The following is a 643-nucleotide window of genomic DNA, read 5'->3' on the forward strand; positions in this document are numbered from 1 at the left end:
TCAGCTCTTGTCGTACGAGAACTGGATGCCCGCGGTGCCGCCGGTTTGGATGAACAGGTCGATGAATGCCGGGACGGTCGCGCTGCGGGCCCAGTCGCGCTGCAGTTCGCAGAACAGCTGCGCGACGCTGATCATCTGGCCGCCGGCCTGCTCGATGCGGCGCAACGCGGCTTCGTGCGCGGCGACCGACGTGCCGCCGACCGCGTCGACGACCACATAGACTTCGTAGCCGGCCTTCAGCGCGTCGAGCGCCGGGAAGGTCAGGCATGCCTCGGTCCACAGCGCGGTCATGATCAGTTTCTTGCGGCCGGTGGCCTCGACGGCCTGGCGGAACTCGACGTCTTCCCACGAGTTGATGCTGGTGCGGTCGTAGGTCGGATAGCCTTCGAGCGCGGCGCGCAGCTGCGGGATCGGCGGCTTGTTCAGGCCGGTCTTCACGTTGACGGTCGAGTGGACGATCGGCAGGTTGTACGCGACCGCGGCCTTCGATGCACCGACGATGTTGTTGATCAGCAGCTGGCGATCCATCGACGCGATGGAGTTCACCTGGACCGGCTGGTAATCGATGACGATGAACGCCGCGTTCTGCGGGGTGAGCAGGTGGTCGTTCGCGGGATCGCGAATCGGTTCGCTTGCCATGGTT

Annotated in this window: 1 protein-coding gene; it reads right to left on the reverse strand. The window is 65.3% G+C overall.

Annotation, left to right across the window (positions count from 1 at the left end; genetic code table 11):
• Complete coding sequence (locus U5771_RS35265; RefSeq protein WP_322028195.1) at window positions 1-639, reverse strand: hydrolase; 639 nt, start codon at window positions 637-639, stop codon at window positions 1-3.
• Window positions 640-643: the final 4 nt, after the last annotated feature.

This window comes from Burkholderia sp. BCC1977 (genome assembly GCF_905339595.1).
Lineage (GTDB): Bacteria > Pseudomonadota > Gammaproteobacteria > Burkholderiales > Burkholderiaceae > Burkholderia.

What these genes read in the sequence shown, in the direction of transcription:
- U5771_RS35265 (WP_322028195.1), bottom strand. Translation starts at nt 639, where the DNA reads ATGGCAAGCGAACCGATTCGCGATCCCGCGAACGACCACCTGCTCACC.